Annotated in this window: 25 protein-coding genes; 20 read left to right on the top strand and 5 right to left on the bottom strand. The window is 71.4% G+C overall.

Annotated features, from left to right (window positions below):
- Positions 1–54: 54 nt before the first annotated feature.
- The 3 genes from AC1ROY_RS15215 (at position 55) to mdoH (ending at position 3,143) form a co-directional block, all read left to right on the top strand.
- Positions 55–1,134, top strand: a complete 1,080-nt coding sequence (locus tag AC1ROY_RS15215) for a site-specific DNA-methyltransferase (protein ID WP_493149690.1) — start codon at positions 55–57, stop codon at positions 1,132–1,134.
- A 146-nt stretch (positions 1,135–1,280) separates the two neighbouring features.
- Positions 1,281–1,424: a hypothetical protein gene (locus tag AC1ROY_RS15210; protein WP_493149689.1), complete on the top strand. Its 144-nt coding sequence runs from the start codon at positions 1,281–1,283 to the stop codon at positions 1,422–1,424.
- 69 nt (positions 1,425–1,493) lie between these two features.
- Positions 1,494–3,143 carry a glucans biosynthesis glucosyltransferase MdoH gene (gene mdoH, locus AC1ROY_RS15205; protein ID WP_493149688.1) on the top strand — a complete coding sequence of 550 codons (1,650 nt, stop codon included), beginning with the start codon at positions 1,494–1,496 and terminating at the stop codon, positions 3,141–3,143.
- On the opposite strand, the gene AC1ROY_RS15200 is transcribed toward mdoH, so the two are convergent.
- From AC1ROY_RS15200 to AC1ROY_RS15190, 3 genes are read right to left on the bottom strand one after another with little or no spacing between them, the layout of a single operon-like run.
- Positions 3,134–3,931, bottom strand: a complete 798-nt coding sequence (locus tag AC1ROY_RS15200; RefSeq protein WP_493149687.1) for an FkbM family methyltransferase — start codon at positions 3,929–3,931, stop codon at positions 3,134–3,136. The two genes, mdoH and AC1ROY_RS15200, sit on opposite strands and share 10 nt — an antisense overlap.
- On the bottom strand, positions 3,928–4,821 hold the full coding sequence (locus tag AC1ROY_RS15195) for a VOC family protein (protein WP_493149686.1): 894 nt from the start codon (positions 4,819–4,821) through the stop codon (positions 3,928–3,930). The genes AC1ROY_RS15200 and AC1ROY_RS15195 overlap by 4 nt, the downstream gene beginning before the upstream one ends.
- On the bottom strand, positions 4,821–5,474 hold the full coding sequence (locus AC1ROY_RS15190; protein ID WP_493149685.1) for a glutathione S-transferase: 654 nt from the start codon (positions 5,472–5,474) through the stop codon (positions 4,821–4,823). Before AC1ROY_RS15190 ends, AC1ROY_RS15195 begins: the two co-directional genes overlap by 1 nt.
- A gap of 132 nt (positions 5,475–5,606) precedes the next feature.
- Between AC1ROY_RS15190 and AC1ROY_RS15185 the strand changes: the two genes are divergently transcribed.
- Both AC1ROY_RS15185 and AC1ROY_RS15180 read left to right on the top strand, forming a co-directional pair.
- Positions 5,607–6,755, top strand: a complete 1,149-nt coding sequence (locus AC1ROY_RS15185) for a murein hydrolase activator EnvC family protein (RefSeq protein ID WP_493149684.1) — start codon at positions 5,607–5,609, stop codon at positions 6,753–6,755.
- Between the two features lie 50 nt (positions 6,756–6,805).
- Positions 6,806–7,273: a GlcG/HbpS family heme-binding protein gene (locus AC1ROY_RS15180; protein WP_493149683.1), complete on the top strand. Its 468-nt coding sequence runs from the start codon at positions 6,806–6,808 to the stop codon at positions 7,271–7,273.
- Between the two features lie 225 nt (positions 7,274–7,498).
- Here AC1ROY_RS15180 and AC1ROY_RS15175 read toward each other — a convergent pair whose 3' ends face one another.
- The gene (locus AC1ROY_RS15175) at positions 7,499–8,149 is read right to left on the bottom strand and encodes a S24 family peptidase (RefSeq protein ID WP_493149682.1); all 651 of its coding nucleotides are present in this window, start codon (positions 8,147–8,149) and stop codon (positions 7,499–7,501) included.
- A gap of 136 nt (positions 8,150–8,285) precedes the next feature.
- On the opposite strand from AC1ROY_RS15175, the gene AC1ROY_RS15170 reads away from it, so the two are divergent.
- The 13 genes from AC1ROY_RS15170 to AC1ROY_RS15110 all read left to right on the top strand — a co-directional run bounded on the left by AC1ROY_RS15170 (position 8,286) and on the right by AC1ROY_RS15110 (position 21,383).
- On the top strand, positions 8,286–8,720 hold the full coding sequence (locus AC1ROY_RS15170; RefSeq protein WP_493149681.1) for a hypothetical protein: 435 nt from the start codon (positions 8,286–8,288) through the stop codon (positions 8,718–8,720).
- A complete protein-coding gene (locus AC1ROY_RS15165; protein ID WP_493149680.1) occupies positions 8,717–9,178 on the top strand; it encodes a hypothetical protein in 462 nt (153 codons plus the stop codon). Before AC1ROY_RS15170 ends, AC1ROY_RS15165 begins: the two co-directional genes overlap by 4 nt.
- A 209-nt stretch (positions 9,179–9,387) precedes the next feature.
- Positions 9,388–9,627 (top strand): hypothetical protein, encoded by a 240-nt coding sequence (locus tag AC1ROY_RS15160; RefSeq protein WP_493149679.1) that lies wholly within the window; start codon positions 9,388–9,390, stop codon positions 9,625–9,627.
- Positions 9,628–9,632: 5 nt separating this feature from the next.
- Positions 9,633–11,069, top strand: a complete 1,437-nt coding sequence (locus AC1ROY_RS15155; protein ID WP_493149678.1) for a portal protein — start codon at positions 9,633–9,635, stop codon at positions 11,067–11,069.
- Positions 11,069–11,812 carry a capsid assembly protein gene (locus tag AC1ROY_RS15150; protein ID WP_493149677.1) on the top strand — a complete coding sequence of 248 codons (744 nt, stop codon included), beginning with the start codon at positions 11,069–11,071 and terminating at the stop codon, positions 11,810–11,812. The genes AC1ROY_RS15155 and AC1ROY_RS15150 overlap by 1 nt, the downstream gene beginning before the upstream one ends.
- A gap of 377 nt (positions 11,813–12,189) precedes the next feature.
- Positions 12,190–13,023, top strand: a complete 834-nt coding sequence (locus tag AC1ROY_RS15145) for a phage capsid protein (RefSeq protein ID WP_493149676.1) — start codon at positions 12,190–12,192, stop codon at positions 13,021–13,023.
- A 189-nt stretch (positions 13,024–13,212) separates the two neighbouring features.
- Positions 13,213–13,782 (top strand): phage connector family protein, encoded by a 570-nt coding sequence (locus AC1ROY_RS15140; RefSeq protein ID WP_493149675.1) that lies wholly within the window; start codon positions 13,213–13,215, stop codon positions 13,780–13,782.
- A 4-nt stretch (positions 13,783–13,786) separates the two neighbouring features.
- Complete coding sequence (locus AC1ROY_RS15135) at positions 13,787–15,667, top strand: phage tail protein (RefSeq protein WP_493149674.1); 1,881 nt, start codon at positions 13,787–13,789, stop codon at positions 15,665–15,667.
- Positions 15,667–16,107, top strand: a complete 441-nt coding sequence (locus AC1ROY_RS15130) for a hypothetical protein (protein WP_493149673.1) — start codon at positions 15,667–15,669, stop codon at positions 16,105–16,107. Before AC1ROY_RS15135 ends, AC1ROY_RS15130 begins: the two co-directional genes overlap by 1 nt.
- A 156-nt stretch (positions 16,108–16,263) precedes the next feature.
- A complete protein-coding gene (locus AC1ROY_RS15125; RefSeq protein WP_493149672.1) occupies positions 16,264–18,546 on the top strand; it encodes a glycosyl hydrolase family 28-related protein in 2,283 nt (760 codons plus the stop codon).
- Positions 18,543–18,878 carry a hypothetical protein gene (locus AC1ROY_RS15120; RefSeq protein ID WP_493149671.1) on the top strand — a complete coding sequence of 112 codons (336 nt, stop codon included), beginning with the start codon at positions 18,543–18,545 and terminating at the stop codon, positions 18,876–18,878. Before AC1ROY_RS15125 ends, AC1ROY_RS15120 begins: the two co-directional genes overlap by 4 nt.
- On the top strand, positions 18,856–20,280 hold the full coding sequence (gene terL / locus AC1ROY_RS15115; protein ID WP_493149670.1) for a phage terminase large subunit: 1,425 nt from the start codon (positions 18,856–18,858) through the stop codon (positions 20,278–20,280). The genes AC1ROY_RS15120 and terL overlap by 23 nt, the downstream gene beginning before the upstream one ends.
- Positions 20,281–20,318: 38 nt before the next feature.
- The gene (locus AC1ROY_RS15110) at positions 20,319–21,383 is read left to right on the top strand and encodes a HoxN/HupN/NixA family nickel/cobalt transporter (RefSeq protein WP_493149669.1); all 1,065 of its coding nucleotides are present in this window, start codon (positions 20,319–20,321) and stop codon (positions 21,381–21,383) included.
- A 111-nt stretch (positions 21,384–21,494) separates the two neighbouring features.
- Here AC1ROY_RS15110 and AC1ROY_RS15105 read toward each other — a convergent pair whose 3' ends face one another.
- Positions 21,495–21,716 carry a hypothetical protein gene (locus tag AC1ROY_RS15105; RefSeq protein ID WP_493149668.1) on the bottom strand — a complete coding sequence of 74 codons (222 nt, stop codon included), beginning with the start codon at positions 21,714–21,716 and terminating at the stop codon, positions 21,495–21,497.
- Positions 21,717–21,761: 45 nt separating this feature from the next.
- Here AC1ROY_RS15105 and AC1ROY_RS15100 point away from each other — a divergent pair, with 45 nt between their 5' ends.
- On the top strand, positions 21,762–22,070 hold the full coding sequence (locus tag AC1ROY_RS15100; RefSeq protein ID WP_493149667.1) for a hypothetical protein: 309 nt from the start codon (positions 21,762–21,764) through the stop codon (positions 22,068–22,070).
- Positions 22,067–22,540: a cell wall hydrolase gene (locus AC1ROY_RS15095; RefSeq protein ID WP_493149666.1), complete on the top strand. Its 474-nt coding sequence runs from the start codon at positions 22,067–22,069 to the stop codon at positions 22,538–22,540. Before AC1ROY_RS15100 ends, AC1ROY_RS15095 begins: the two co-directional genes overlap by 4 nt.
- Positions 22,541–22,584 lie beyond the last annotated feature (44 nt).

The following is a 22,584-nucleotide window of genomic DNA, read 5'->3' as shown; positions in this document are numbered from 1 at the left end:
CTCGACTCGGCGCCCCGCATTGTCGGCTCCCGATTCGCGAAGGAAAACCGTCCCTTGGGCGCTGGGCTCGACGTGCCGCTCGACAAGATTCTGGTGGGCGACTGCATCGAGGAGCTGCGGGGACTGCCGCCGGCCTCCGTGCACGCGATCTTCGCCGACCCGCCCTACAACCTCCAACTCCGCGGCACGCTGCACCGGCCGGACCACAGCCTGGTCGATGCGGTGGACGACGAATGGGACCGCTTCGCCGACTACGCGACCTATGACGCCTTCACCCGCGAATGGCTCACCGAGTGCCGCCGCGTGCTGCGCAAGGACGGCACGCTCTGGCTGATCGGCAGCTACCACAACGTCTTCCGGCTCGGGACGGCGCTGCAGGACCTCGGCTTCTGGATCCTGAACGACGTGATCTGGCGCAAGGCCAACCCGATGCCGAATTTTCGGGGACGCCGCTTCACCAATGCGCATGAGACGCTGATCTGGGCGGCGCGCGGGCAGGAGGCGAAGTACCGTTTCAACTACGCCGCCATGAAGGCGCTGAACGACGACCTGCAGATGCGCAGCGACTGGTTCATCCCGCTCTGCACGGGTGGCGAGCGGCTGCGCGACAAGGCGGGTGGCAAGGTCCATCCGACGCAGAAGCCCGAGGCACTGCTGCACCGCGTCATCCTCTCCTGTACGCAGCGCGGCGATGTGATCCTGGACCCTTTTCTCGGCTCGGGGACGACGGCGGCCGTCGCGAAGCGGCTGGGCCGCCATTTCGTCGGCATCGAGCGCGACCCGACCTACGCAGCGGCGGCGCAGGAGCGCGTCGATGGAATCCAGCCCCTCGCCGAGGAGGCGATGATGGCGACGCCCACGCGCCGCGAGCAGCCGCGTATCCCCTTCGGCAACCTGGTGGAGCGCGGCCTCGTCGCCGCCGGCGAGGCGCTGACCGACCGGCACCGGCGCTGGACGGCGACGGTGCTCGCCGACGGGACGGTGAGCTGCGGCACGGCCCGCGGCTCCATCCATGCGGTGGGCGCGGCGGTGCAGGAGGCGCCCTCCTGCAATGGGTGGACCTTCTGGCACCTCGTCCAGCGCGACGGGTCGCTGAAGCTGCTGGATGCCTTCCGGGGCGAGTTGACCAGCTGATCGTGTGGGTCATGGATTTGTCGAAATTTGGAGACAAAATCCAATAAATCAACAAAATACGATTTCAGCACAATTCCTGGTTTCATTTCGTCGGGCGATCTGTATAAAGAGGGCAGATAAAACCCGCTGATGTAAGGAATTTGAGAATGTCGCAACGTTCCGAGATTCATCGTGGCCAGATCCAGCGCGGCGAAATCGTCCTGGCCGCCCTGCGCTTCACGCTGCTGGCCGCCACTGCGGCCCTGGTCGGCGTCCTCGGCCATGTCGCCTGGAAGATCATCTCCGCCTGATCGACGGGGGAGGCGTCTCCGTTCCGGAGGCGCCGTGCTTCGGGCACAAATCCCCGGTATCCAGGGCTGATGCCGGCCAGACGCATCGCCCTCCTTCTCTTCGGTGTCCTGTTCTGCGGCACGATGGGCCTGGCGGCCTTCCGCCTCCTGGCCTCCGACGGGCTCTCGCCGCTCGACGCCGCCTTCCTGGCGGCGCTTCTCCTCCTCAGCCCCTGGATCGCGCTGGCCTCCGGCAATGCGCTGATCGGGCTGGCGATCCTTCTCCTCACGCCCGATCCGCCGGCCCATGTGGTGCCGGCGATGCGCGGGTTGCGGCCGGGATCGCCGCGCGGGCGCACGGTCGTCGCCCTCTGCCTGCGCAACGAGGAGATGGGGCCGGTGTTTCGGCCGCTCGGCCCGATGCTCGACGGGCTGCCGGCCGGCCACTTCCACCTCTGGTTCCTGTCCGACACGCAGGACCCGGACCTCCGGGCAGCCGAGGACGCGGCCATCCAAGGCTTCCGCGAGGCCCGGCCCAATGATGCCGGGCGCATCCATCTTCGCCGCCGTTCGCAAAACACCGGCTTCAAGGCCGGCAACGTGATGGAGTTCCTGGAGGCCGAGGGCGCGGGTTACGACTACCTCCTCTGCCTCGACGCGGATTCCGTGATGACGCCGGCGGCCGTGCTGAAGCTGGTCGCGGCGCTGGATGCCGAGCCCAGGATCGCCATCCTCCAGCAGCTCATCGTCGGCAGGCCCGTCGCGGCGCCGTTTCCGCGGCTCTTCCAGTTCGGCATGCGGGCGGGCATGCGCGCCTGGGCGACGGGACAGGGTTGGTGGCAGGGGCCGAAGGGTCCCTATTGGGGCCATAACGCCCTGATCCGCATCGCGCCCTTCCGCGAGCACGGCAAGCTGGAGGCCCTGCCCGACGGCTCGACCATTCTCAGCCACGACCAGGTGGAGGCGGTGCGCCTCCATGGCGCGGGCTGGGGCGTCTGGTGCCTGCCGGAGGAGGAGGGGAGCCTCGAGGGCAATCCGCCGGCGCTGCCCGAATTCATGGCGCGCGACCTGCGCTGGGCCGCGGGCAACATGCAGTATTTTTCCCTGCTGCGGCTGCCGGGGCTCGACGTGATGTCGCGCTTCCAGCTGCTCCAGGCGATCCTGCTCTTCCTCTGCGCGCCGCTCTGGGTGCTGGCCTTCGCGCTGGCCGTGGCGATCGCGGCGACGGGCGGCTTCGATGCGGTACCGACGGCGTGCCTGGTCCTGCTGATGCTGGTCTTCTGGCTGGCCCAGCACGCGCCGAAGCTGGCCGGCTATGTGCAGCTCCTCGCTCAGCCGGCGCAGGCGGCGCGCTATGGGGGACGCGGAGCCGTTCTGGCGGGGGCGGGAGCGGAAATCCTGTTCACGACGCTGCTCTCGCCCATCAGCAACCTCAACAAGGCACGCTTCCTGCTGGCGCTGCCCTTCGGCGCGCGGATGGGCTGGAGCCCGCAGAACCGGGCGGATCGCGGCGTCTCCTGGGGCGACGCGGCGCGGCTGCTCTGGCCGCACACGCTGGCGGGGGTCCTGGCCTTCGGCGTGCTGGCGGCGTGGGCACCCTGGGCGATCGGGTTCGCGCTGCCCTGGGCGGGCGGGCTGGTCTTGGCGATTCCCTTCTGCGTCTGGACCTCTTCGCCAGGGTTCGCGCGCTGGCTGGTGTCGCGTGGCGTGGCGGCGACGCCGGAGGAAGTTCAGCGCTGACTGGCCTCGTCGCGATCGAAACGATAGCCGGCGCCCAGGGGGAGAGCGATCAGGCGTCCCGGTTCCAATGACGCATAGATATCGCCGCTGTTCGCCTCGACCGGCAGCGCGACGAGCCATTCCGCCATCGCTCCGGCAGCGACGGGCGCGGGGAATGCCCAGCGCATGCTCTCGCCCAGGCAGGCGCTGAAGGCGCTGTAGCCCAGCGCGGTCAGGCGCTCCAGGCCGGCCAGGGCCACCTCGCGCTGGATGGTCGTGAACTCGAAGGACAGCGTGCGCGGCGCCGCGGAGAGGCCGGCCAGCACCTCCGCCTCCCAGCCCTCCACGTCGATCTTCACGAAATCGGGCATGCCATGGCGCGCGGCGAGCGCATCCAGCGTGGTGCGGGGCAGGGTGATCTCGGCATCCCAGACCTGGCCCTCCCAGCCGGGCGCGCCGGCGGCCGCGGCGACGAAAGCCTCGCTGGCAGTGGCGACGGTCGGGTTGGCGCTGTTGAGGCGGAGCACGGAATCACCCTCGCTCGCACCGATGAGGGACGAGACCAGGGTGAAATCCGGATCGCCGCGAAAGATCAGCCGCAGCGCCCGCGCCAGCCGTGGCTGCGGCTCCACCGCAACGACGCGCGCTCCGAGCCGCCGGAAGCTGGCGGCACGGTCGCCCACATGGCAGCCGATGTCGAAGGCCAGCTCGCCCGGCGCGAGGAAGCGCCGATGAAAGGCATCCAGCGCCGGCCGCCGCTCCGGTGCGTGATAGATGCGCAGGCTCCGCCCGATGGCGGAGGCGCTCACGGGTGAAAGACCAGCGCCGCCCCCGCGGCGAGCGCCGGCGGCACCAGCAGCGCGCCGCCCGGCAGCTCCACCACCGGCTTGCCCGCGAGCAGCTTCCGCACCGCCGCGTTGCCGTCCGAGGTCTTCACATACATGCCGGCCATGAAGGGCAGGGCGGGGATGGCGACGCCGGGCAAGGTCGCATCCAGGTCCTCGGGGGCGAGGATGGAGACGCGCGTCTCGATGACCGGCGCTTCCGGCCCGGCCACGCGCGCGCCGCCGGGGAAGCGGAGGAGAAAGCCGCCGGCCAGCCGGGGCTCGATCACGATGCCCGTGAGCTTCGACAGCCGCGCTGCCGTCACGGCGGGGTCGGCGCTCACCAGGATCAGCTCGGTCAGCGCCTCGGCCTTGTTCGCGTGGTCCATCCAGCGCTTCTGCCAGACCAGCTCGGGTGTGTGGTGCTGGATGAGCTGGATCCGGCCTTCCGGCGCGTCGGGATAGGGAAGCCGGGAAAACTTCGCGATCGGCCCGCCGGCCTCGACCGGCCGCTGGAGATGCGCGACGCCCGGGATGGGAATGCCCGCGCGGCGCATCCGCGCGAGGTTGGCCTCCGGATCGTCCACGCCGAGGGCGAGGATATGCACCCCGCCATAGCGCGCGGTGAAGCGGCCGAGATCGTTGTCGAAGCGCGCGGGGTCCAGCACCGCCAGCAGCTCGATATAGCCATGCGTGAGGAAGGCGCAGCGGTTGCCCGAACCGTAGAGCTCCACCTCGGAGGTCGGCGTGCGGCGGCCGGACTGCTGCGCGATGGGCGAGAGGGAAAAGCCCAGCGCCTCATAGGCCGCCGTCATTGGCCCGAGCTCCATGTTGCAGACGCCGACATGATCGAGCGCGAGCGCGGTCTCCGCCATCAGGCGATCTCCTCGTATTTCGCCAGCAGCCAGTCCGCCGGCTCGGCCGCGGCGTCGCGGTACCACCGGTCCACCAGCGGATGCGCTCGCACGGCGTCCACATAGGCGCGGCTCTTCGCGGAGAGCTCCGGCTGCCAGGTGAGGAAGCGCGCGCAGACCGGCGCGAACATCACGTCGGGGATCGTGAAGTCCGCGCCGAACAGGAAGGGCCCGCCATGCCCATCCAGGCATTCGGCCCAGAGCGCTTCGATCCTGATGATGTCGGCCAGCGCGCCCTCGGTGCGGCGCAGGCCCGGGAATTCACGGCCGAGATTCATCGGCATGGCCATGCGCAGCTCGCGATAGCCGGCATGCATCTCCGAGGCCACGCTGCGGGCCTGCGCACGGGCGATCCGGTTCGACGGCCACAGCTTCGGCATGATCTCCGCGCAGTATTCGCCGATGGCCAGGCTCTCCCAGATGCGCGCGCCGCGATGCTCCAGATAGGGCACGAGGCCGGCCGGCGTGGCGGATTTGATGGCCGGCGTGCTGCCGCCGGCGAGCGGGATGACCTGCACTTCCACGTCGAGGCCGGTGAGCATCACCGGCAGCCAGCCGCGCAGCGACCAGGAGGAGTAGCGGCGGTTGCCGATCACGAGGCGGCCTTCGGCCATGGCGATCATTCCCTGAAGCTCAGGGTGCGGTTCTCGCACGACAAATCGGCGCTGGCGACACGCCCCCCGCTACGTTTACCTCGTGGCGTGATCCGAGCCTTTGCCCTGTTGCTGGTCCTGACGGGCGTAGCCATGGCGACCCCTGGCGCAGCCCAGGACGCAGCATCGGCCCGCCGCGCCGCGGAAGCGGAGCGTGCGGCGGCGGCGCAGGCTGCGCAGAGCGCGCGCGAGGCGGCCGCGCAGGAGGCGCGTCTGGCGGCCGAGCGCATCGCCGGCGCCGCGCGCGTGCAGGCGGCGGAGCGCGAGGCGCAGGCGGCCGCGACACGGGCCGAGGCCGCGCGGCGGGCCGGCGCCGCCGCGCGCGCGGAGCAGCAGCGGCTGGCGGCGGAGATCGCGCCGATGGTGCCGCTGCTCATGCGGTTGGCGACGCAGCCCGGGCCTCTCCTGCTCGCGGCGCCCATGCCGCCGGCGGATGTGGCGATCGGGCTCGCGGGTCTTCGGGTCATGCTGCGCGACGCGCAGGTCAAGGCGCGGCTGCTGCGCGAGACGGATCAGCGCGCGGCGGTGGAAGCGGCCAGCCTTGCGCGGGAGCAGGGACGCCTCGCCGCCGCGGAGGACGAGGCGCGTCAGGCCTCGGCGGCCTTGGACCGGCAGCTCGATCAAGCGCGGCAATTGCTCGTGGAACGCAGCGCTGCCGAGCGCAGCGCGGCCGCGCGCGCGGAGCAGGCGGTGCAGCGCGCGCGCTCCATCGAGGAGGCGCTGGCACGGCTGGAGCGCGAGCAGGCGGAACAGGCGCGGCGCGAGGCCGAGCGCGAACGCCGCGAGGAGGAGCAGGCCCGCCGCGAGGCGGCGGCGCGGCCGCGATCGACGGGGCGCGTGCCGGTGCCTGCACCGCTTCGCACGGCGCCCGACGCCTCGGGCGGCCTGCCGGTGGCCGGCGCGCTCGTCCGCGACTTCAACGCGCCGGGCGAGGGCGGGCCGTCGCGCGGCCTCACCTTCGCGGCGCAACCGGGCGCGCGCGTGACCGCGCCCTGCAGCGGCAACGTCGCCTTTGCCGCGCCCTTCCGCAGCTATGGCCGGATGGTGATCCTGGACTGCGGCGGCGGGCAGCACCTGGTGCTGGCGGGGCTGGACCGGCTCGACGTCGCGGGGGGGCAGCGCGTGCGCTCGGGCGAACCGGTGGGCGTGCTGCCGGCCTCGCCGCGGCCCACTCTTTATATGGAGTTGCGGCGGCGCGGCGAGGCGGTGGATCCGCGCCCCTGGCTGCGGGCAGGCGCTTGACGGAACGGGCTGGCCGGGCCTTCCTCGCGCCGTCATCCGGAGAGAACGCCATGCCGCAGCCCGCCTATCCCGCCGCCGTGAACGGCCTCACCCTCGCGCAGGCGGAGGTCATCGCCGATGCGGCGCTGGCCAAGGGCAGGGAGCTCGGGCTGCTGCCGCTCTGCGTGCAGGTGCTCGATGCCGGCGGCCATGTGAAGGTCACGAAGCGCGAGGACGGCGCGAGCCTGGCGCGACCCGAGATCGCGATGGGCAAGGCCTATGGCGCGCTGGCGATGGGCTTCGGCACGCGCGAGCTCGCGCGGCGGGCGCAGGCGATGTCGGGCTTCACGAACGCGCTGTCGGACCTGGTGGGCGGCAAGGCCGTGCCGGCGCAGGGCGGCGTGCTGATCCGCGACGCGAACAACATTCTGCTGGGTTCGGTGGGGATCTCGGGCGATGCCTCGGCGAAGGACGAGGAGTGCTGCATCGCGGGTATCGAGGCGGCGGGGCTGTCGCCGGATACGGGCGACCCGGCCTGAGCGCCGATATTCCTGAACGACCCTGAACGACAAAGCCCGGCGAGGTTTCCCGCGCCGGGCTTCCGATCGGGAGTGCTGAGGAGCTCTCACGCTTCGAGGCTCGCCCTCCGGTATTGCGACGGTCGAGAATTCTCAACCGTATCCGGCTATTGGGCCATCCGATCAGTCGTGATCAGAACGCCGGAAAGGCGCCCGGGTTTCGTCGGCGACGGGCCGGCGGCCAGGTCATTGGCTGGCCCAGAGGATCCTGTGCATCCAGGCCACGTCCGGCAGCTCGAAGCTGTAGTCCGGATGGGCGGGATTGAGGCTCGCCAGCTCGATCCGCTTGGCGCTCTGGCGCTTCAGCTCCTTGGCCATCACCTCGCCGAGCCGCGTGCGCACCACCACGCGGTCCCCGCGCCGGATGGGGGCGGCGGGTGACACGATCACCGCGTCGCCGTCGCGGAAGACCGGTTCCATCGAATCCCCCGAGATCTCCAGCGCGTAGGCGTTGGGATCGCTGATCTCGGGCAGGCTGATCTCGTCCCAGCTGCCGCCGACCGGGAAGCCGCCATCGTCGAAGAAGCCCTCGCTGCCGGCCTGCGCCAGCCCGATCAGCGGGATGCGCCGCGAGGGGCGGGGCCCGCGCGAGAGGCTCGGCAGCGCCGCCTGGCCTGAGACGAGGGCCGCGAAGGCCTCGATCCCCGCCCCCGTCGCGGCCAGCACCTTGGCGACGCTCTCCGTCGAGGGCCAGCGCGCGCGCCCGTCCGGCCCGATCCGTTTGGAGGGGTTGAAGGCCGTTGGATCCAGCCCCGCCCGACGCGCAAGTCCGGAGGCGGAGAGGCCGTTCTCGGCGGCCAGCGAATCGATCGCCCGCCAGATGTCGTCGTGTCGCATGGGGATAGGACCATCATAGGTGTTGGGTCATCACGCAATAGGAAAATGTTACTCAACCTGCTTGCATCCTGCACAACCCGGAGTTTATGTTCTCTAAATGTTCTCATCCGTTCTCGCCTGAAGGAACCGAGCGTCCATGCCCTCCGCCCCCCGTCCCAGCCACTCCCGCATCCTGGCCAGCATGGCCAGGACCGAGCCCTTCACCTCCGCCGAGGAGGCCTGGTTCTGGACCATGTCCGCCCTCGTCGCCCGGCGCGACGGCGCCCGCATCGCCGCCGGCAAGGGCACCACCCAGCGTCCCTGCGAGCCCGACGACGTGATCAAGTGCCTCGACCGGCTCTACCGCCAGCGGCGCATCGAGCTTGCCCATGCGCGTATCATGCGGATCTGGGGCGAGCGCGGCACCGCCCCCAGCCCGCGCCACGTGCAGGAGCGCGGCGATTTTCGTTTGTGGCGCGAGGCGATGAACCGCCTCGAATGGCCGCTGCGGGTGAAGGGCATCGTCGCCGGCGCGCCGCGGATGGAGCAGGAAAGCGCTGAAATCCTGCCTTTTCCGGGTGGCCGGGCGTGACGACGGTCGCGCCCGCCGCGCGGCCCGCCCATCGCCGGCACCTGGGGGAGCAGCGCGCCTGGATCGTCTTCGGCGGGCGCGCCGACCATCTCTGGCAGCGCCTGCTGCGGCGCGGCTTCCGGCACTGCTTCGCGGCGCTCGAGGATCACGGCGGCTGGACCGTGCTCGATCCCCTGACCGGCCGCCTGCTCGTTGCACGACTGGAGGTCCCGGCGGGCTTCGACCTGCCGGGTTTCTACCGCCGCGCCGGACTGCTGCCGGTCGGTCCCTTCCCCCTGGAGGAGCCGATGATGGGCCGCGGGCTGCGTGGCGTTCCCTTCAGCTGCGTCTCGGCCTGCCGGGCGGTTCTGGGCCCGCACGCCCCCTTTGCCATGACCCCGCATGGGTTGTTCCGGGGCCTGATGAAGTCCCGCGAATCTAGGAAAAAAAACTTGACTTGGCCTCTCGTTCCAACCTAAAACGCTCAGGCCAAGGGGCGAATTGCGTCCCGAGGCTCTCCTCTCCCGATCGACTGGCTCCCACGAAGGCCCGGTTCCTCCAGGAACCGGGCCTTTCGCGTTGGGGCCGCCGCGCTCCGCTGGATTGATATCCGGCGGGGCGCGTCCTTGTTCGGCATGCCGTTCGGGACGGGGAGTCCATTCCCAGGATTCCGAAGGAGTTGCCGCGCATGGCAGGCCTGTTCCGCGTCCCGAAGCCGGTGGTCGTCCCGCCGCCCGCGCCGCCGCCGACGCCGTCCCAGACCGATGCCGCCGCTGCCGCGACCCGCGCCACCGAGGCCGAGGCGGCCCGGATCGAAAGCCGTGCCCGCGCCCGCGGCGGCATCGCCGGGACGGTCGCGACCTCGGCCCGCGGCGTGCTGACGGCGGCGCCCCTCGCGACCCCCCGCAAATCGCTGCTCGGGGAGTGACGCCTATGACCCCGCAGCAGATCCTTGTCCGCCACGACCGCGCCGTCGCACGCCGCCGCCCGCATGAAGCGACCTGGGCCGACGCCTATTCCCATGTCCTGCCCTCGCCGAGCGAGGCGCCCGGCCTCTACGATGCCACCGCGGCCGACGCCGCCGAGCAGCTCGCCGCCTCGCTGCTCGCGGAGCTGACGCCACCCTGGTCGCGCTGGTTCGGCCTGGCGCCTGCCCGCGCGATCGCGGACACCGCGGAAGGACAGGCGGCCGCTTTCGCGCTGGAGGGCGCCGCCGACATCCTGCAGGCGCAGCTCGACCGCTCGAACTTTGCCGTCGAGATGCACCAGGCTTTTCTCGATCTCGTCATCACCGGCACGGGAATCATGCTCGTCGAGGAGGCGCCGCCCGGCGAGGCTTCCTCGCTGCGCTTCACCGCCGTGCCGGTTCGCACCGCCATCCTGGAGGAGGGAATGACGGGGCGGCTCGACACGGTCTTCCTCGAAGCGCGCCTGACCACCGCCGAGGTGCTGCGCCGCTTTCCCTTCGCCGAGCTGCCGGAGGTCATGATCCGCGAGGCCGAGGCGGAGATCGACGCGATGGATCCGCCGAAGCATCGCCTCGTCGAGGCCGTCTGGCCCGACGGCACCGGCCATCGCTATGCGGCGGTGCTCGACGCCGCCGCGCTGAAGGCGCCGATCTTCGTCGCGCAGGGCCGCTTCGCCGACGGGCCCTTCATCGCCTTCCGCTGGCTGAAGGCGCCCGGCGAGGTCTATGGCCGCGGTCCCGTGATCAAGGCGCTGCCGGACATCCGCACCGCAAACCGCGTCGTCGAGCTGGTGCTGAAGAACGCCTCCATCGCGGCGACCGGCATCTGGCAGGCCGAGGATGACGGGGTGCTGAACCCGGCCACCGTGCAGCTCGTGCCGGGCGCGATCATCCCGAAGGCGCCGGGCAGCTCAGGGCTCACGCCGCTCGCGGCGCCCGGGAACTTCGACGTCTCGCAGCTCGTGCTGAACGACCTGCGCGCGCGGATCCGTTCCGCGCTGCTGGCCGACCGGCTCGGCACGCCGCAGGACGCGCGCATGACCGCGACCGAGGTGCTGGAGCGCAGCGCGCAGACGGCCCGCCTGCTCGGCGCCACCTATGGCCGCCTGCAGTCGGAGCTGCTGACGCCGCTGGTGGCGCGCAGCCTCGCCATCCTCGCGCGGCGCGGCGAGATCCCGCCCGTGCTGCTCGACCACGGCCGCGTGGCGCTGCGCTACGAGAGCCCGCTCGCTCGCGTGCAGGGCCGCGCCGACGCGGCCAACACGCTGCTCTTCCTCGAGGCCGTCGCGAAGATGGGCGAGGCCGCCGCGTCCCAGGTGGATGCGCCGGCCGCCGCACGCTGGCTCGCCCGCACGCTCGGCGCCCCCGCCGAGGTCCTTGTTCCCGTCCCCAGCCCGGAGTGATGCCCCAGATGCCCGACAACCTGCTGCAGACCGCGCCCGAGGGCGCCGCGACCACCGCCTCCACGCGCCCATCGGAGGTCCCCGAGAAATTCTGGGATGCCGGGAACGGCCAGATGCGCGTGGATGCGCTGCTGAAGAGCTATCTGGAGCTCGAGCGCCGCCTGTCGCAGCGCATCGCGCCGCCGACCGGCGCCTCCGCCCCGGAGGACGTGCAGCGCTGGCGCGAGATGATGAACATCCCCGAGAGCCCGGACGGCTACCAGGTCGAGGCGAAGCACGAGCTCTGCGGCCCGGACCTTGAGATCAACGCGCGGCTGCACGAGGCCGGCTTCTCCTGCGAGCAGGTGCAGCTGGTCTACGACCTCGCCTCCGAGCGGCTGCTGCCGCTGATCGCCGAGGCGGCGCAGCAGTTCGAGGCCGATCGCCAGGCCGAGAAGCTGCGCGCGCATTTCGGCGGCGAGGAGCGCTTCCGCCGCGTGGCCGCGCAGCTTTCCGCCTGGGGCCGCGCCAACCTGCCGCCCGCCGTCTTCGAGGCGCTGGCGACGACGTCGGAAGGCGTGCTCGCGCTGGAGCGGATGATGCAGGGCGGCGAGCCCAGCCTGGAGCGCGACGCCGCGCCGCCGGCCGCGATGGACGAGGGCGAGCTGCGCCGGATGATGCGCGATCCGCGCTACTGGCGCCAGCGCGAGCCGGAGTTCGTGAAGCGCGTGACCGAGGGCTTTCGGAAGCTCGTGAACGGCTGATCGCCATCGTCATCCGAGGCCGATTCACGCTTCGGGCGAAGAGGCCCGAAGCGATCGGACATCGTCATCCGAGGTCGATTCACGCTTCGGGCAAAGAGGCCCGAAGCGATCGGACTCCGCCCGATCCGGGGCGACAGGCGCGCGGTCGATCGCGCGCCCGCCCTGTGAGGCCGCCGGTTCTCCTCCTCCCCGGAACCGGTGGCCCGCGCCCGCCGCTGCAGCCTGACCCATCCCCATGGCGCGCGGCGGGCGCGCACCCCCTTTCGCCCGCGCAAAACCCGGTCTCCGGGCGCGTGGGCGCCTGCGCGATGCCGCGGCCCATTCCCGGCCAACCGCCCACCGCGCCTTTCCCCGAAAACCTTTCTGGAGAACGACAGATGTCCGGTTCGATCGACCAGGCTTTCGTCAAGCAGTACCAGGCCGAGGTCCACCTCGCCTATCAGCGCCAGGGCTCCAAGCTGCGCCCGACCGTGCGCAGCAAGTCCGACATCAAGGGCGCCAGCACCGTCTTCCAGCGCGTCGGCCGCGGCACCGCGACCTCCAAGTCGCGCAACGGCGTGGTGCCGGTGATGAACCTCGAATACTCCGCCGTGGAGTGCTTCCTCGCCGACCATTACGCCGGCGACTGGATCGACAAGCTCGACGACCTCAAGACCAATGCCGACGAGCTCGCCGTGCTGGCGGCCTCCGGCGCCTATGCGCTCGGCCGCAAGACGGACGAGATGATCATCGCGGCGCTCGACCTCGGCACGCGCGAGGCGGTGGGCACGCAGTCCGGCCAGACCGACAATGACGGGCTGACGCGCGCCAAGGTGCTGCTGGCCTTCGAGATGCTGGGCGCGATGGAGGTCCCGGACGACGGCCAGCGCTATGCCGTCGTCGGATGGAAGCAGTGGAGCGAGCTGCTGACCCTGCAGGAGTTCTCGAACGCCGAGTACATCGGCTCCGACGAGCTGCCCTGGAAGGGCACGCAGGCCAAGCGTTGGCTGGGCGCGACCTGGATCCCGCATACGGGGCTCACGCTCACGGGCACGATCCGCTCCTGCTACTTCTACCACAGGACGGCGATCGGCCACGGCGTCGGCGCCGAGATCACGACCGACGTGACCTGGCATGGCGACCGCGCCGCGCATTTCGTCAACAGCATGATGAGCCAGGGCGCCTGCCTGGTGGACGATGCGGGCATCGTGCGGATGCGCTGCAAGGAGTAGCGCCTTGGGAGGGGCTTTGCCCCTCCCAAACCCACCCCACCAAAGGCCGAAAGGCCTTTGGAAACCAGTACTTTAAGTGTCAGGGTCCAGGGCCAAAAGCCCTGGCGGGTGGAGTTTGAGGAGGGCGGAGCCCTCCTCAATCCATCCGAAGGGCCCGGTGTCTTCCTTTTCCTCTCGGAGGTTCCCCCCATGGCGCTCACCGCGCTCGAGCTCTGCACGCGGGCCCTGCTGCGCATCGGCGCGCAGGCCATCGCCTCGCTGGACGAAGGCACGGCCGAGGCCGAGATCGCCTCCGGTCTCTATGCCGGCACGCGCGACGCGCTGCTCTCGCTGCATCCCTGGAGCTTCGCCACCGGCCAGGCCTCGCTGCCGCGCCTCGCGGCCCAGCCCGCCGCCGATTTCCAGTACGCCTTCCAGCTCCCGGCCGGCTTCCTCCGCGCGCTCTCCGCCGGCGCGCCCGGTGCCGGGCGGGGCCTGCCCTACCGGCTGCTGGAGGACCGCCTGCACGCCAATGCCGGGCAGGTGACGCTCACCTACATCTTCCGCCCCGACGAGAGCACCTTTCCACCCTTCTTCGCCGCCGCCCTGGTCGCGCGCCTCTCCGCCGAGTTCTGCATCCCGCTGACCGAGAGCAGCACCCGCGCCAACATGCTCTTCGACCAGGCCGAATCCGAGCTGCGCGCCGCCCGCCGCGCCGACAGCCAGCAGGCCACCACGCGCGCGATCGACGGCTTCCCGCTCATCCAGGCGCGGGGCTGAGCCCATGGCCGCCTCCCGCCAGATCAAGGCGAACTTCACCGCCGGCGAGCTCGCGCCCGAGATGCTCGGCCGCAGCGAGCTGCGCGCTTATGCGAACGGCGCCCGGCGCCTGCGCAACGTCTTCATCCAGCCCACCGGCGGCGTGACGCGCCGGCCGGGGCTGCGTCACGTCGCGAGCCTCCCCGGCCCGGCGCGGCTGCTCGCCTTCGAGTTCAACACCGAGCAGACCTACCTCCTCGTCTTCACCGGCGGGGCTTTCCGGGTCTTCCTGGGCGACACGCTGGTGGCGCAGGGCAGCGGCCCCTGGGTCGGCGCGCACCTGCCGCAGCTCGCCTTCACCCAGAGCGCGGACACGCTGCTCATCTGCCATCCGGAGCTGCCGCCGCAGCGGCTGACGCGCACGAGCCACACCGCCTGGACGCTGGCCGACTGGAGCTGGTTCCGGGCGCCGACCTATCGCTTCGGTGCGCCGGACGTCGCGCTCACGCCGAGCGGCACCTCGGGCAGCGTGACGGTCACGGCCTCGGGCCCGGTCTTCGTCCCGGCGCAGCTCCACTCGGCCTTCCGGCTGCGGGGCAGGCCCGGGACGATCATGGCCATCGCCTCTCCCAGCCAGATGACGCTCGCCCTCGCCGAGGATCTGCCGGACACGGAAGCCAGCACCGACTGGGAGGAGGCGGCCTTCAGCTGGGCGCGCGGCTTTCCCGTCACCGCCTGCTTCCACCAGGACCGTCTCGTCATCGGCGGCTCTCGCGACCTGCCGAATCGGCTCTGGCTCTCGCGGTCCGGCTCGCTCTTCGACTTCGACAAGGGCACCGGCCTTGACGACCAGGGGATCGAGTTCGGCCTCTTCTCCGACCAGGTGAATGCCATCCGCGCCGTCTTCTCCGGCCGGCACCTCCAGGTCTTCACCACGGGCGGCGAATGGATGGTCACGGGCGATCCGCTCACGCCGTCGTCGATCCAGCTCAACCGGCAGACGCGGATCGGCAGCAGCCCCCTGCGCATGATCCAGCCGGTGGACGTGGACGGCAGCACCATCTTCGCCGCCCGGAGCGGACGGGCGATCCACGAATTCGCCTATACCGACGTGCAGCAGGCCTACCAGTCGAACGATCTCGGCATGGTGGCGCAGCACATCATCCGCGGGCCCGTCGCCATGGCCTACGACCAGGCGCAGCGCCTGCTGCACGTCGTCATGGAGGATGGCGGCATGGCCACGCTCACCCTCTTCCGCCAGGAGGAGGTGACGGCCTGGACGCTGCAGCAGACCGCCGGCGCCTTCCGCGGCGTCGCCGAGCTCGACGGCCGCGTCTTCGTCGCGGTGGAGCGCGGCGGCACCACGCGGCTGGAACGCTTCGAGCCGGGCTTCGGGCTGGACGCCGCGCTGGATGGGTCCAACGCCGCGCCGCAGGACCATTGGAGCGGGCTCTCGCATCTCGAGGGCTCGACCGTCGGCATCCTCGCCGACGGCGCGCCGCGCGATGACGCGACCGTCTCCGGGGGCGCGGTGAACCTCGATCCGCCGGCGCGCGCCGTGCAGATCGGCCTGCGCTTCGCCCATGAGATCGAGCCGCTGCCGCCCGAGATGTTCGGTGTGGCCGGTGCGCGCTCGGCGCCGCTCCGGCTGGTCTCGGTGGGCTTCCGGCTGCTGGAGACGGCGGCGCTCGACGTGGATCTCGGCCGTGGCCCATCGCCCGTTTCCTTCCGCCGGCTGGACACGCCGCTGCTGGACGCGCCGCCGCCCCGCTTCAGCGGCGATGTGCGCCTCTCGGCACTCGGCTGGCGGCGCGACGCGATGCGGCCGCTCTGGCGGATCGCCGGCGACGCGCCGCTGCCGCTCACCCTGCTCTCCGTCACCACCGACATGAGGACGACCGACTGATGGCCGCTCTGGGTTCCCTCGCGACGCTCGCCTCGGCCGGCGTCGGGCTCTACACGCAGAACCGCGCCGCGGAGCAGAGCGCGGCCACGCAGCGCGCGCAGCTCGAGGTCTCGCAGCAGCAGGAGGCGGCGCGGCAGCAGCAGCTCACCCTGCAGCAGCAAGCCGAGCAGCGCGCGCGGGGCGAGCAGGTGGCGCGCACCGTGGCCTCGGCCCGCGCACGGCTCGCCGCCGGCGGCCTCGCCGCCAATGACGGCTCGGCCGCGACGGTGACGGAGGGGCTGCGGGCCGACGCGGCCGCGGGCCAGGCGGACAGCGATGCGATCTTCCGGGCGCGGCTGACCTCCGGCCGGGCCTCGCTGCTGAACCCGGACGGCTCGCTGACCGCGGTGCTGCGCTCCGTGCCGAGCTTCGGCAACGCGCTGCGCAATCTTCTGGATTAGCCCTCAGACGGCGGGCGGCGGCTCCGCCGCCTCGCCTTCGCTGCGCCGCTGTCGTGCCGGCGTCACGGTCATGTGGGCGGCGCCGGCCGCAGTCGCGGCCGGATCGCGGATAGCGCTGACCGCTCCATCCCATCCCTCGATCTTCCGGAGTAAACGATGTCCGAGCACATCCGCATCGGCGATATCGCGCCGCGCGTGCACTACGTCGCCGACGGCGTGCAGACGGGGTTCACCTACCCTTTCCCGATCTTCGACGCCGGCGACATCGCCCTGCTGCGCGACAGCGTGCCGTCGAACTTCGACTACACCGTCGAGGGCGCGGGCCAGTCCGCCGGCGGCACGCTGCGCTTCGCCGAGGCGCCGGCGGCGGGCACGCAGCTCACCATCCTCCGCCGGCTGCCCATCGCGCGCGTCACGGACTTCCAGTCCAACGGCGTGCTGCGCGCTGCCACGCTCAACGACGAGCTGGACAGCCAGATGGCCTCGCTGCAGGAGGTGCGCGACGACGCCTCGGGCGCGATCCGGCTCGATCTCTCCGAGGCGCCCTCCGGCACCGTGCTGCCGCTGCGCCCGGCGCGAGCGGACAAGCTGCTGGGCTTCGACTCCGTGGGCGAGGTCACGGTCTACGACCGCACCGGCGTCCTCGCCGCCGCCTTTCCCGGCGCGATCCCGCGCAGCGTCGAGGACAAGCTCGGCGAGACGCTGACGGCGCGCGACTTCGGCGCGATCGGCGACGGCGTCACCGATGACGGCCCCGCGCTGCAGGCCGCGATGAACGCGGCCGGCTCGTCGGGCCGGTACCTGCTGATCGGCGAGGGCACCTTCCGCACCACCATGCCGCTGACCCTGCCGGGCAGCGCAGTGGGCCTGACCATGCAGGGCAGCATTCTCTATGCGGGCCCGGGCGGCCAGGCGGCGCTGACCATCGGCGACGGCGGCGCGGTGCGCAACGCGACCAAGATCTACCAGGGCATCCGCGTGGTGCGCGCCACCGTCAGCGACTGGACCAACTTCAACGACATCGGCGTGGTCCTGCGCAACATGGACTCCACCACGATCGAGGTCCGCCATGTCGAGGGTTTCACCATCGGCATCCGCACGCTCGGCGTTGAGCGCGGCTTCGAGGACAGCAACCTCTTCCTCGGCCGCATCATCAACAACTGCGTGGGCCTCGACATCCGCTGCCAGACGGCCGCGGCCTGGAACACCTCGGTGCGCTACCATGGCGGGCACTTCGCGGTGGCGAGCTCGCTCTACCCGACGCTGAGCCGCTACGGCATCCGCTTCTCCGCCGAGCCGGGCGCCTATGTCGCGCACAACCGCCACGTCTTCTTCGGCCCGGCCTTCGAGCTCCAGGCGCGCGACCGGCCGACGATCCTCGGCGTGCCCTTCCTCTCGGAGGTGAGCAGCCGCGCCGTCCTCGCCTACGGCATGCGGATGGAGAGCTGCTCGCCCTACGCCGCCTTCCACACCGGCAACGCGCAGGACCATGTCTACGAGGTCGCCTGGGCCAGCCAGGGCTACCTGGTCGACGTGCTCTATGCCTCGACCTCGGCGCGCGTCGGCGCGGTGGTGCGCGCGCTGCACCAGGCCGCGGCGCATCGCGAATTCACCCGCGAGATCGCCAGCGTGCCGAGCCTGCGCGCGGCCGCCTTCCGCTGGAACGCGACGCAGACGGGCTTCGACAAGCTGGCCTGCCTCTCGACCAATGTGAGCGGCGGCGCGGCCACGCTGGCCGACTTCGCCTTCCCCGGCCTGGAGGACTATGCGCTGACCAGTCGCGGCGTGGTCCTGCCGGGTGGCCGGGGCCTGGGCTTCGTGGTGGATGCGCGGCGGGCGCGGGAATTCGCGCTGGCGGTGGATGCCGACAATCCGCGGCTGATCGTGCAGTGCTTCGACGGCGCGATGAACCTGCTGACGGACGCTGCGGGCCAGCTCGTGCGCGCCTCCGGCATGTCGGTGCAGTGGAACGCCGCCGCCCGCTGGTGGCAGGGCTCGGCCGACATGACGGATGCGGATCTCACCCGCCTGCAGATCGTGCGGCTGGAGCCAGCCGTGGCCTATGCCATCATCGGCGTGGCCCGCATCGGCGCGGATTACGAGGTGCGCGCCATGCGGCTCTGCTCGGACCCCTCGGTCTCGCCGCCGCTGCTCTACGGGCTGCCGGACCTGCGGCACGGCGCGCGCGAGCTGAAGGCCGAGGCCGACTGGGATCCGCCCTCCGTCGCCGCCGGCGGCTCGGTGCAGCTCAACGTCACGGTGGCCGGCGCGCGGCCGGGCGACTTCGCGCAGGCGGCCTATGGCCTGGCGACCTCCGGCGTCGTTTTCCTTGCGCAGATCGGCGCGCAGGACGTGGTGACCGTCACCGCCTGGAACCGCACCGGTGCGGCCGTGGACCTCAATCCGGGCCTGGTGCGGGTGCGGGTGGTGAAGTCTTGAGGCGGCGCCGGAAGGGCGGCGCGGCGGGGATGGGCAAGGAGCCGGAGTTCGATCAGGCCTTCGACGCGGTGCTGGCGGACTACATGGACTTCCTGCGGCGCTCGCGCGAGGCCGACGAGTCCAACGGCGACCCCAAGACTTTCGCTGCCAGGCATACGGCCGGCAAGACCGCGCTCTCGCACATCGAGCAGATCATGAAGCTCTCCGGCGATACCGGGGACGAGGCGGCGAAGAAACTGGGCGAGTACCAGGCGCTGCTGGGCGAGATGCGACGGGACATGAGTGTGGAACCCGAGGAGATGCCCAGCGATGACGACGGAGACCCCGGCTGACCTCCTGGAATTCGTCTGGATCTGGAACCGGCTCCAGGGCCAGTCCACGCCGCCGGTCCATCGCCGCATCCTGCGTTGGATCGAGCGCGAGCAGGCGTCGCGGCGCCTGCTGCTCATGGCCTTCCGCGGCTGCGGCAAGTCCACGCTGATCGGGCTGTTCTGCGCCTGGTCGCTGTACCGGCGGCCGGAGCTGCGCATCCTCGTGCTCGCGGCGGAGCAGTCGCTGGCGGGCAAGATGGTGGGGCATGTCCGCCGCATCATCGAGCGCCACCCGCTCTGCGAATCCCTGCTGCCGGAGGGCGACGAGGCCTGGGCCGCGGACCGCTTCACCGTGGCGCGGCCGGGTGCGCTGCGCGATCCCTCGATGCTCGCCCAGGGGCTGCAGGGCAACATCACCGGCGCGCGCGCGGAGCTCGTGATCTGCGACGATGTCGAAGTCGCCGGCAATTGCGACACGCCGGGCAAGCGGCTCGACCTGCGCGAGCGGCTGGCGGAGACGGAGTTCGTCCTGACCCCGGGCGGGACCATCCTCTATGTCGGCACGCCGCACACGGAGGAAAGCCTCTACCGCTCCGGCGACGCGTTCCTGGCCGGCTATCGGCGGCTGGAGGTGCCGATCGAGAACGCGAAGGGCGTGAGCGCCTGGCCGGAGCGCTTCTCCGCGGATGCCATCACGGCGCAGCGCAACCGGGTCGGCCCGCTGCATTTCGCGCGGCAGATGCTGCTGCAGCCCATCGCGGCCGATGCCGCGCGCCTCGATCCGGCCCTGCTGCTGCGCTACCCCGAGGAGACGGAGTATCGCGAGGCCAATGGCCGCGCGCAGCTCTGGCTGCTCGGGCGGCGCATGGTCTCGGGCGGCGGCTTTTGGGACCCGTCCTTCGGCAAGGTGGAAAGCGGTGACGGTTCGGTGCTCGCCGCGACCTACACGGATGGCGAGGGCGGGCACTACCTGCATCGCCTCGCCTGGATCACCCAGCGCGCCGACGCGCCCGACGATCCCGCGACGCAGCAGTGCCGCCACGTGGCGGCACTGGCGCGCGAGCTGCACCTGCCGGTGCTGCGCGTGGAGACCAACGGCCTCGGCCGCTTCCTGCCGGCGCTGCTGAAGCGGGAGATGGCGCGGGCGGGCGCGGCCTGCGCGGTGATCGAGCACGCCAGCCACCGCGCCAAGGCCGAGCGCATCCTGTCCGCCTTCGACCCGCTGCTGGCCGCGCGCCGGCTCCATGTCCACGAGAGCGTCTTCCGGACGGGCTTCGTGCGCGAGATGGCCGAGTGGCGGCCCGACGCGCGCGGTAACAGGGACGACGCGCTCGATGCGGTCTCCGGCTGCATCCTGGCCGAGGCGGTCCGGCTGCCGGCGCTGCCGCGCGCGACGGCGCCGTCCTGGCGGGGGGCTATGTGATTCGCCCCCCAGCCCGTAAGCACTTCGGTGAAGATGTGATGCGTCATTCCAGGGGCGAGAGCGTGCTTCCCAATCCCTTCGACGACCGGCCGGAGCGCATCCGGCTCAAATCCGGCCTGACCTTCGCGGTGCTGATCGCCGCCAACCTCGGCGCCTGGGCCTGGGCCTGGATCGCCTTCGCGGACCGTCCCGCGCTCTTCGGCACCGCCGTGCTCGCCTATATGTTCGGCCTGCGCCACGCCTTCGACGCCGACCACATCGCAGCCATCGACAACGTGGTCCGCAAGCTGATGCAGGAGGGCAGGGCGCCCATCTCGACGGGGTTCTTCTTCTCGCTGGGCCATTCCAGCATCGTGATCCTGGCGACGCTGGCCATCGCCGCGACGGCGGCGGCGCTGCAGGACGAGGTGGAGGAGTTCCACGTGATCGGCGGCCTGATCGGCACGGCGGTCTCAGCCACCTTCCTGCTGGCGATCGGCCTGGCCAACCTCGTCGTCCTGCGCGGCGTCTGGGCCGCCTTCCGCCGGGCGCGGCGCGGCGAGAAGATCGTGGACGAGGACCTCGACATGCTGCTCGCGGGGCGCGGGCTCATCGCGCGGATCTTCCGGCCCCTGTTCCGGGTCGTCTCGCGCTCCTGGCACATGTACCCGATCGGCTTCCTCTTCGGCCTGGGCTTCGACACGGCGACGGAGATCGCGGTGCTCAGCATCTCCGCGACGCAGGCGGCGCAGGGGATGCCGATCTGGACGATCCTGGTCTTCCCGGCGCTCTTCACCGCCGGCATGTCGCTGATGGACACGGCCGACAGCGTGCTGATGACGCGCGCCTATGGCTGGGCCTTCGTCCATCCGATGCGCAAGCTCTGGTACAACCTGACCATTACGGCCGCCTCTGTGGTCGTCGCCCTCTTCATCGGCGGCGTGGGTGCGCTGGGGCTGATCAGCGAGAAGCTCGGCCTCGAGGGCGGCTTCTGGGACTTCATCGGCAGCTTGAGTGACGATCTCGCGAATTTTGGGTTCGTGGTGGTCGGCATCTTCGCCGTGAGCTGGATCGTCTCGGTCGCGGTGTATCGCATGAAGGGCTACGACCGACTGACGTCGTAGCGAGAGGGCTCCACCCCCTCGCCAGGGCTTTTGGCCCTGGACCCAAAAACTGATCGAAGGTGCAGGAAACTGAGTTTCCTGCTGGGGGAGTTTGAGGGGGCGACGCCCCCCTCAGGCCGCCGGCCTTTTCAGGATCTCGCTCGCGTGCCGCACCCGCCCGGCCGCGGTGATCTCGAACCGCCCATCCGCACGCTGCTGCGCGAATCCCATCTTGGCCAGCCGATGCAGGCAGGGCTCGTCCGCGAGCCCGGTCGGCCGGCCGTGCCGCTGCACCAGCGTCAGCCGGTGCAGCGCGGAGCGGCAGCAGGTCTCGAGATAGGGCTCGTTCCACATTCCCGCCTTTTACCACGCGCCGCGGCGCAGCCCCAAGGAGGCTCCATGGATCCGACCGACCCCACCCCCCTCTGGTGGATCAATGCCGCGCAGGCGCCCGTCATGGGTGCGCTCTACTGGCTCGTGCACGGCATCAAGCGCGACCTGGACCGCCGCATCGACCGCGGCGACCTGCGCCAGCACGACGGGCTCAGCCGCACGCGCGACGAGCTCGCCGCCTTCAAGCTGGAGGTGGCGCGCACCTACGTGCCGCTCTCGCTGATCCGCGACGTGGACCGGCGCCTGACGGAGCAGCTGCTGCGCATCGAGAACAAGCTCGGCGAGGTCCGCCGTCGCCAGGACAACGGCGAATGAGCGCGCCCCTGCCCATCCCGGCCATATCAGCCGCCGGGGAGCTCCTGGCCCGCATCCTCCATGCCGAGGCCGGCGAGCGACCCGTGAAGGCGATCGAGGGGCTGGCCTCGCTGGCGATGAACCGCGCCCGGGCGGCGATGGCCTCGCCGGAGGCACGGCTGCGCTTCGCGGCAGGCGCCGAGCCCGCGACCCTGCCGCGCGCCCTCATCGCCGCGCTGCGCGCGCCCTTCCAGTTCCCCGTGCTGCACCCGCGCCACCGCCGGCACGCGCGCTTCGCGAGACCGGCCGAGGGCGACCCGGCGCTGGCCGTGTGCCGCCGGGTGGCGGCGCGTGCCCTCTCGGGCGCGCTGCGCGACACGGTCGGCGGCGCCACGCATTGGCACGAGGCGGCGCTTCAGCCGGCCTGGGCGCTGGGGCGCATCCCGTGCGCCGAGTTCGGCGGCCTCTGCTTCTACCGGCTGGAGGGGTGACGGCGCCGCCGGGATCGGGGATGGTTCCGGCCCCAGAAGAAGAA

The sequence above is a fragment of the Roseococcus sp. GW821-FHT12F05 genome (assembly GCF_058806835.1).
The sequence above is the reverse complement of the archived record's forward strand: the minus strand, read 5'-3'. Positions and strand labels throughout refer to the sequence as shown.

Bases quoted from the DNA above. Each gene is read 5' to 3' on its own strand.
- AC1ROY_RS15210 (WP_493149689.1), top strand. From the start codon at position 1,281: ATGTCGCAACGTTCCGAGATTCATCGTGGCCAGATCCAGCGCGGCGAA.
- mdoH (WP_493149688.1), top strand. From the start codon at position 1,494: ATGCCGGCCAGACGCATCGCCCTCCTTCTCTTCGGTGTCCTGTTCTGC.
- AC1ROY_RS15195 (WP_493149686.1), bottom strand. From the start codon at position 4,821: ATGGCGGAGACCGCGCTCGCGCTCGATCATGTCGGCGTCTGCAACATG.
- AC1ROY_RS15190 (WP_493149685.1), bottom strand. From the start codon at position 5,474: ATGGCCGAAGGCCGCCTCGTGATCGGCAACCGCCGCTACTCCTCCTGG.
- AC1ROY_RS15185 (WP_493149684.1), top strand. From the start codon at position 5,607: ATGGCGACCCCTGGCGCAGCCCAGGACGCAGCATCGGCCCGCCGCGCC.
- AC1ROY_RS15180 (WP_493149683.1), top strand. From the start codon at position 6,806: ATGCCGCAGCCCGCCTATCCCGCCGCCGTGAACGGCCTCACCCTCGCG.
- AC1ROY_RS15175 (WP_493149682.1), bottom strand. From the start codon at position 8,149: ATGCGACACGACGACATCTGGCGGGCGATCGATTCGCTGGCCGCCGAG.
- AC1ROY_RS15170 (WP_493149681.1), top strand. From the start codon at position 8,286: ATGCCCTCCGCCCCCCGTCCCAGCCACTCCCGCATCCTGGCCAGCATG.
- AC1ROY_RS15160 (WP_493149679.1), top strand. From the start codon at position 9,388: ATGGCAGGCCTGTTCCGCGTCCCGAAGCCGGTGGTCGTCCCGCCGCCC.
- AC1ROY_RS15155 (WP_493149678.1), top strand. From the start codon at position 9,633: ATGACCCCGCAGCAGATCCTTGTCCGCCACGACCGCGCCGTCGCACGC.
- AC1ROY_RS15150 (WP_493149677.1), top strand. From the start codon at position 11,069: ATGCCCCAGATGCCCGACAACCTGCTGCAGACCGCGCCCGAGGGCGCC.
- AC1ROY_RS15145 (WP_493149676.1), top strand. From the start codon at position 12,190: ATGTCCGGTTCGATCGACCAGGCTTTCGTCAAGCAGTACCAGGCCGAG.
- AC1ROY_RS15140 (WP_493149675.1), top strand. From the start codon at position 13,213: ATGGCGCTCACCGCGCTCGAGCTCTGCACGCGGGCCCTGCTGCGCATC.
- AC1ROY_RS15135 (WP_493149674.1), top strand. From the start codon at position 13,787: ATGGCCGCCTCCCGCCAGATCAAGGCGAACTTCACCGCCGGCGAGCTC.
- AC1ROY_RS15130 (WP_493149673.1), top strand. From the start codon at position 15,667: ATGGCCGCTCTGGGTTCCCTCGCGACGCTCGCCTCGGCCGGCGTCGGG.
- AC1ROY_RS15125 (WP_493149672.1), top strand. From the start codon at position 16,264: ATGTCCGAGCACATCCGCATCGGCGATATCGCGCCGCGCGTGCACTAC.
- terL (WP_493149670.1), top strand. From the start codon at position 18,856: ATGACGACGGAGACCCCGGCTGACCTCCTGGAATTCGTCTGGATCTGG.
- AC1ROY_RS15110 (WP_493149669.1), top strand. From the start codon at position 20,319: ATGCGTCATTCCAGGGGCGAGAGCGTGCTTCCCAATCCCTTCGACGAC.
- AC1ROY_RS15105 (WP_493149668.1), bottom strand. From the start codon at position 21,716: ATGTGGAACGAGCCCTATCTCGAGACCTGCTGCCGCTCCGCGCTGCAC.
- AC1ROY_RS15100 (WP_493149667.1), top strand. From the start codon at position 21,762: ATGGATCCGACCGACCCCACCCCCCTCTGGTGGATCAATGCCGCGCAG.
- AC1ROY_RS15095 (WP_493149666.1), top strand. From the start codon at position 22,067: ATGAGCGCGCCCCTGCCCATCCCGGCCATATCAGCCGCCGGGGAGCTC.